Here is a 6,627-nt window from a genome sequence, read left to right on the forward strand (position 1 = left end):
CCCTGTTCGGAACGCTGCATACCGATAGTGCCACCGGTATAGGCGACGTAAATGGATTTCTTTTGCATGGCTTCGATCTTGTGGCTGTCAGATAGGCTGAATTATAGGGAGACAGCAGCAGAAAAAAAGCCCGGCGGGTGCCGGGCTAGAGATTTATTTGTTAACGGACCTCTCCGCAAGTCAGGCATATGGCATAACGATGCTGCGGATCGTTCAGGTTATTAAACAGGCCAGGTTGTTCTTTCACCGCCAGCGCCACCGATGCCAACGGGGCTGGCAGCATTGACTGGATCGCCGCAGGCAGCATGGCGTGGATCGAAACGCCAAACTGGCTGAGCAGCATATCCGTCATGCTAGGGGCATCGATAAACCAGTTGAGTTGCCACTGTGGCAGCTTGGCCAACTCTGCCGCTTTCTTCACGGCGTCGTCAAAGTCACCCAGTTGGTCGATCAGGCCATTTTTCTTGGCGTCGCTACCGATCCAGACATGGCCCTGAGCAATTTGATCGACCTGCTCCGGCGTCATTTTCCGGGCGGTTGCCACCAGGTTGATGAAGTTCTTGTAACCGTTCTCGATGTTCAACTGCATCATCTGTGAGAACTCCGGCGGCAGGGCTTTAGTCACCGCCAGATCGGCCAGTGGCGAAGTAGCGACGCCATCGGTATGCACACCAACGCTGTCCAGCGTGTTTTCATAGGTGTTGATCACGCCGAAGATACCGATGGAGCCGGTGAGGGTGCTCGGGCTGGCAACAATGTAATCTGCCGGGGTCGATACCCAGTAACCGCCAGAAGCGGCCATACCGCCCATGGAAACCACCACCGGTTTACCTGCGGCACGAACGGCTGCCAGTTCGGAGCGGATCACTTCTGAGGCGCTGACGCTACCGCCAGGGCTATTGACGCGCAGGATGACGGCTTTGATTTTCGGATCCAGACGAGCCTGACGCAGTTGTGAGGCCGTGGTATCGCCACCGACCGATCCAGGCGTCTGTTGGCCATCCATGATCGCGCCATTGACAAAGATAACGGCAATCTCACCGCCCTGATCCGGTGACGGTTGCGGCTGGTAATCGTAGATGCTGACCGCATTGAAGTCATTGTTCTGCTTATCCCAACCGAAGGTTTTCACCAACTGTGTTTCTATCGCAGTGCGAGAGGCCAGTTCATCGACCAGTTTGCTGTTCAGGGCGAACTGTGCGGTATCCCCACCCGCTGCCTTTAAGCCACTGAGAATATCTGCTGCGCCTGGGAACAACTGATCTGGCGTGAGTTGACGGTTAGCCGCCACCGTATCCAGATAGTTTTGCCACAGCCCGCCGACCCAGCGGCTATCGGCTTCACGCGCTGCCGGTGACATATCATCACGGATCAGCGGTTCTACGGCAGATTTATAGGTGCCCACGCGGAAAATATTGGTGGTGACCTTCAGCTTCTCCAACAGGGATTTGTAGTAAAGGTTGTTGGTGGCGAAACCATGCAGATCGACGGCACCCTGAGGTGACAGATAGATCTTGTTGGCATAGCTGGCCAGGTAGTATTGCGTCTGGTTATAGCTGTCGCCGATGGCATAGATCGGTTTACCGCTGTCGCGGAATTCACGCAGCGCCTTACCGATGTATTGCAGGGAAGGCTGATCCGCCCCGGCAAAATCATTCAGCTGCAACACCATACCGGTGATGTTTTTATCATCTTTGGCCTTGCGAATGGTCTCCACCAGGTCAAACAGCGAGTTTTCCTGTAGACGATTGCTGGAAGCCCCCAGCAGTTCACGGCCCCACTGGCGAACGCGGTTGTTCACCGAAGGTTGATCGACCACCACGCCGCTGAGATCGACCAGCAGTGCGCCTTTTGGTGTTTCTACCGAAGAATTGCCTTGGAGTGAAAGATAAATACCGACCCCGACCAGGATCAAGAAAATCAGGAACAAGTTCAGGATAAGTTCCCTGACAAAATTCAGCAGACGCCATGTCCATCTGAAAATGCCTGCAATAATTCGCCCCAATGTGCGCATGTGCTCTCCAACAAGAGTCTAGAATGTTCCGCTATCCTAATGAGCGGCCGAAGAAAAGTCAGCTTTAAATCACCTGCTATTTGTCCCTTTGCAGCTTGAAAGGCAACGTTTATAGACAGTATTACAGAGGCTGTAACTCTATGTTGAGCTATGTTAACGTGATTTAAATGAAAATTGTTATCAGGAGTTAATGATGGATGCACTGGATCTTTTACTTAATCGCCGTTCTGCGTCACGCTTGACTGCCCCGGCACCCGCAGGTGAAGTGCGTCAGAATATCATCAACGCGGGTCTGCGCGCGCCGGATCATGGGGCATTGCAACCGTGGCGTTTTGTGCTGATCGAAGATCAGGGTCTGGAACGTTTTAGTGAACTACTGCAAGCGGCCGCCAGGCACGATGAGCTGGATGACAGCGCGGTGGAGAAGGCCAAACAGGCACCTTTTCGCGCGCCACTGATTATCACGGTGGTTGCCCATTGCACTGAAAATCCGAAAGTGCCGCGTTGGGAGCAGGTTGTTTCTGCCGGTTGCGCAGTGCAAGCGATGCAAATGGCCGCTTTGGCGCAGGGCTTTAATGGCATCTGGCGCAGTGGCGCCTGGACAGAGCATCCGTTGGTGCGTGAAGCCTTCGCCTGCCGCGAGCAGGACGAGATCGTCGGTTTCCTCTATCTAGGCACGCCACAGTTAAAAGCTTCCACTAAAGTGATCGCTCCGGACAGTACGCCTTTCGTCCGCTACTTCTGATCCGCCATGCGGGAATTCGCCCTGGAATGCGCGATAACCCGCAGTTTTGTACTGTTTCTGAGCAGGTCGCACGCATAATGCCAACCTGCTCTTATCAATCCCCTCCGCAAGCGCTACCCTATATCCCATTGTGATATCCTTACGTTCGTTTGTTACCCAGAGGGAGTGGACTATGACATCGCCGGCCATTCGTTTGACCCAGTACAGCCATGGCGCTGGCTGCGGCTGTAAAATCTCACCCAAAGTGCTTGAAACGATACTGCATAGCGAGCAGGAAAAGTTTATCGATCCCCATTTGCTGGTGGGTAATGAAACGCGTGATGATGCCGCGGTGTATGACATCGGTAACGGCGTAGGCATTATCAGCACCACCGATTTCTTTATGCCGATCGTCGACGATCCGTTTGATTTTGGCCGTATTGCGGCAGCCAACGCCATCAGCGACGTGTATGCCATGGGCGGTAAGCCAATCATGGCGATTGCCATTCTTGGCTGGCCGATTGCCAAACTGCCCGCAGAAGTTGCCCAGCAGGTGATTGACGGTGGCCGCTACGCTTGCCAGCAGGCGGGTATTGCCTTGGCGGGTGGCCATTCCATCGATGCTCCTGAGCCGATTTTTGGTTTGGCGGTAACCGGTATCGTCAGAACTGAACTGGTGAAGAAAAACAGTGCGGCACAGGCGGGCACCAAGCTATTTCTGACCAAACCGCTGGGCATTGGCGTACTGACCACTGCAGAGAAAAAAAGCAAACTGCTGGCGGAGCACCAAGGCTTAGCCACGCAGGTCATGTGCCAGTTGAATAAGCCAGGCGCGGATTTTGCCGAAGTTGCTGGCGTAACGGCGATGACTGATGTCACCGGCTTTGGCCTGCTTGGCCACCTTAGCGAGATGTGCCAAGGCTCCGATCTTCAGGCAACCGTATGGTTCGAATGTGTGCCGAAACTGCCGGATGTCGAACGTTATATCAGCGAAGGCTGCGTGCCGGGCGGTACCGGGCGTAACTTTGAAAGCTATGGTCACTTGGTTGGTGCCATGAACGATCTGCAACGTCAATTGCTGTGCGATCCGCAAACCTCCGGCGGTTTGCTGCTGGCGGTATTGCCAGAAGCCGAAGCCGAAGTGCAGGCGATAGCGGCCCGTCATGGCATCACGCTGAACGCGATTGGTGAATTGCAAGCCGCACAGGCGGGCAAACCGCTGATTGAGGTTGTCTAGTGTCAACGGTGACTTGCCAGGATACACAGGACTACCAGCGTCTTTTTCTGCAGGATGTGCCGTTGATCGACGTGCGCGCGCCGATTGAGTTTTCGCAGGGGGCATTTCCCTGTTCAGTTAACCTGCCGCTGATGAACGACAGTGAACGTCAGGCGGTGGGAACCTGCTACAAGCAGCATGGTCAACAAGCTGCGATCGCCCTTGGGCACAGCTTGGTCAATGGCAAACTGCGGGAGCAGCGCACGCAGGCCTGGATCGAACAGTGTGCCCGGCAGCCAGAAGGTTATATCTACTGTTTCCGCGGTGGTCTACGTTCGCAATTGGTTCAGCAATGGCTGCGCGAGGCTGGCGTTGATTATCCGCGCGTGGTGGGTGGCTATAAGGCGTTGCGCAATTATCTGCTCGGCACGCTTGAGGCCGCCGCTGCGTTGCCTATGCTGATCGTTGGTGGTAACACCGGCTGCGGCAAAACGCTGCTGATTAATGAGTTGGCGGCCGGGATCGATCTGGAAGGCGTCGCCCATCATCGCGGCTCCTCATTTGGCCGCACGCTGGTGAAACAGCCTACCCAGATCGATTTCGAAAATCAGCTGGCCATACGTATGCTGAAAAAACAGCATGCTGGTTGCCGCCATTGGGTGTTGGAAGATGAAAGCCGGATTATCGGTTCTACCAATCTGCCTTTAAGCTTGTTCAACGGTATGCAGCAGGCTGCCCTGGTAGTGATTGACGATCCGTTCGATGTGCGCGTGGCACGGTTGCAAGATGAGTACATCGATCGGATGCGTGTGGCCTTTGAACAGGCCTATGGCGAGCAAGAAGGTTGGCGGCAATATGATGAATATCTGCATCATGGCCTGTTTGCCATTCGCCGCCGCCTGGGGCTGGAACTGTTCCAGCAGTTGACGCTGCGCCTGGAGTCGGCGCTGCAAGTGCAACGGCTCAGTGGCCAAAGCGAAGCGCATCAGCAATGGCTGGTGCCGCTGTTGCAACATTATTACGACCCGATGTATCGCTACCAATTAGAGAAGAAAACCCAACGTGTGATCTTTCGCGGTAATTACGCGCAAGTCAGAGAGTTCCTGATGACGTATAGCCAGCATAACGGTGAATAATGCGACTGTTTATAGCCGAAAAACCGAGTTTGGCCCGCGCCATTGCTGATGTCTTACCCAAGCCCCATCGTCGGGGTGACGGCTTTATTGCCTGTGGCAGCAACGATGTGGTGACCTGGTGCGTTGGGCACCTGTTAGAACAGGCCCAGCCGGATGCTTACGACAGCCGTTACGCGCGCTGGTCGTTGGCCGACTTACCGATAATCCCGCAGAAGTGGCTGTTGCAACCGCGACCTTCGGTCAGCAAGCAGCTGAACGCGATCAAAAAGCTGCTGGCAGAGGCCGACGAAGTGATCCACGCGGGTGACCCGGATCGGGAAGGGCAGCTGCTGGTGGATGAGGTGCTGGATTATCTGGCACTGACCCAGGAAAAGCGCCAGAACGTGCGGCGTTGCCTGATTAACGATCTCAACCCGCAGGCGGTGGAGCGTGCGGTACAGCGTCTGCGTGATAACCGTGACTTTATCCCGCTGTGCGTTTCCGCGTTGGCGCGTGCGCGTGCCGACTGGCTTTACGGCATCAACATGACCCGGGCTTATACGCTGCTAGGGCGTAACGCGGGCTACGACGGCGTGTTGTCGGTGGGGCGGGTACAGACGCCGGTGTTGGGACTGGTGGTGCGGCGCGATGAAGAGATTGAAAACTTCGTCTCGAAAGACTTTTTTGAGGTGAAAGCGCATATCGTCACGCCTAAGGAAGAGCGCTTTGTCGCCCTATGGCAGCCGAGTGAATCCTGCGAACCTTACCAGGATGAGGAGGGGCGTTTACTGCACCGGCCGTTGGCCGAACACGTGGTTAAACGCATCGAAGGCGCACCGGCGCTGGTCACCTCGTATAATGATAAACGGGAATCAGATACCGCTCCGCTGCCGTTTTCCCTTTCCACGCTGCAGATTGAGGCGTCGAAACGCTTTAACCTCAGTGCCCAGCAGGTGCTGGACGTTTGCCAACGGCTGTATGAAACCCACAAGCTGATCACTTACCCGCGTTCTGACTGCCGTTATCTGCCGGAGGAACACTTTGCCGGGCGTCATGCCGTATTAAATGCCATCAGCGTACATCAGCCGGATCTCTATCCACAGCCGATTATCGATAGTGAGCGCCGTAACCGCTGTTGGGACGATAAAAAGGTCGATGCGCACCACGCCATTATCCCCACGGCGCGTGCCAGCAAGGCCAGCCTGAGTCAGGATGAACTGAACGTTTACGGTTTGGTGGCTCGGCAGTATCTGATGCAGTTCTGCCCGGATGCGATGTTCCGCAAGTGCGTTATCGAGTTGGATATCGCCGGCGGCAAGTTTATCGCCAAGGCGCGTTTCCTGGCCGAAGCTGGCTGGCGTACCCTGCTGGGCAGCAAAGAACGTGATGAGGAAAACGAAGGCGCACCACTTCCCGTAGTCGCCAAAGACGATGAGTTGTTGTGCGAGCGTGGTGAAGTGGTTGAACGCCAGACTCAACCGCCGCGGCCCTTTACCGATGCCAGCCTGTTGTCTGCCATGACCGGGATTGCGCGTTTCGTGCAGGATAAAGCGCTAAA

The 6,627-nt window shown here is 55.4% G+C and carries 6 protein-coding genes; 4 read left to right on the forward strand and 2 right to left on the reverse strand.

Going from position 1 to position 6,627, the window contains the following annotated elements; genetic code table 11:
* Together ACLQ7H_RS05970 and sppA are read right to left on the reverse strand one after the other, a co-directional pair.
* Positions 1-68: hypothetical protein (locus ACLQ7H_RS05970; protein ID WP_248836261.1), on the reverse strand; the 68-nt coding region annotated here is incomplete at its 3' end.
* 92 nt (positions 69-160) lie between these two features.
* On the reverse strand, positions 161-2,014 hold the full coding sequence (sppA, locus tag ACLQ7H_RS05975) for a signal peptide peptidase SppA (protein WP_411751879.1): 1,854 nt from the start codon (positions 2,012-2,014) through the stop codon (positions 161-163).
* Positions 2,015-2,207: 193 nt separating this feature from the next.
* On the opposite strand from sppA, the gene ACLQ7H_RS05980 reads away from it, so the two are divergent.
* The 4 genes from ACLQ7H_RS05980 to ACLQ7H_RS05995 form a co-directional block, all read left to right on the forward strand.
* Positions 2,208-2,759 carry an NAD(P)H nitroreductase gene (locus ACLQ7H_RS05980; RefSeq protein ID WP_411751883.1) on the forward strand — a complete coding sequence of 184 codons (552 nt, stop codon included), beginning with the start codon at positions 2,208-2,210 and terminating at the stop codon, positions 2,757-2,759.
* A 172-nt stretch (positions 2,760-2,931) separates the two neighbouring features.
* A complete protein-coding gene (gene selD / locus ACLQ7H_RS05985) occupies positions 2,932-3,975 on the forward strand; it encodes a selenide, water dikinase SelD (protein ID WP_411751880.1) in 1,044 nt (347 codons plus the stop codon).
* Positions 3,975-5,090, forward strand: coding sequence for a tRNA 2-selenouridine(34) synthase MnmH (gene mnmH, locus ACLQ7H_RS05990; RefSeq protein WP_411751881.1), 1,116 nt, complete (start codon positions 3,975-3,977; stop codon positions 5,088-5,090). Before selD ends, mnmH begins: the two co-directional genes overlap by 1 nt.
* The coding region (locus tag ACLQ7H_RS05995; protein ID WP_411751882.1) for a DNA topoisomerase III at positions 5,090-6,627 on the forward strand (1,538 nt) is incomplete at its 3' end. The genes mnmH and ACLQ7H_RS05995, both read left to right, overlap by 1 nt.

Origin of the sequence: Serratia sp. (in: enterobacteria) (assembly GCF_046715635.1) — a bacterium.
Classification (GTDB): Bacteria; Pseudomonadota; Gammaproteobacteria; order Enterobacterales; family Enterobacteriaceae; genus Chania.

Coding starts and splice junctions, on each gene's coding strand:
- sppA (WP_411751879.1), bottom strand. CDS start 2,014: ATGCGCACATTGGGGCGAATTATTGCAGGCATTTTCAGATGGACATGG.
- ACLQ7H_RS05980 (WP_411751883.1), top strand. CDS start 2,208: ATGGATGCACTGGATCTTTTACTTAATCGCCGTTCTGCGTCACGCTTG.
- selD (WP_411751880.1), top strand. CDS start 2,932: ATGACATCGCCGGCCATTCGTTTGACCCAGTACAGCCATGGCGCTGGC.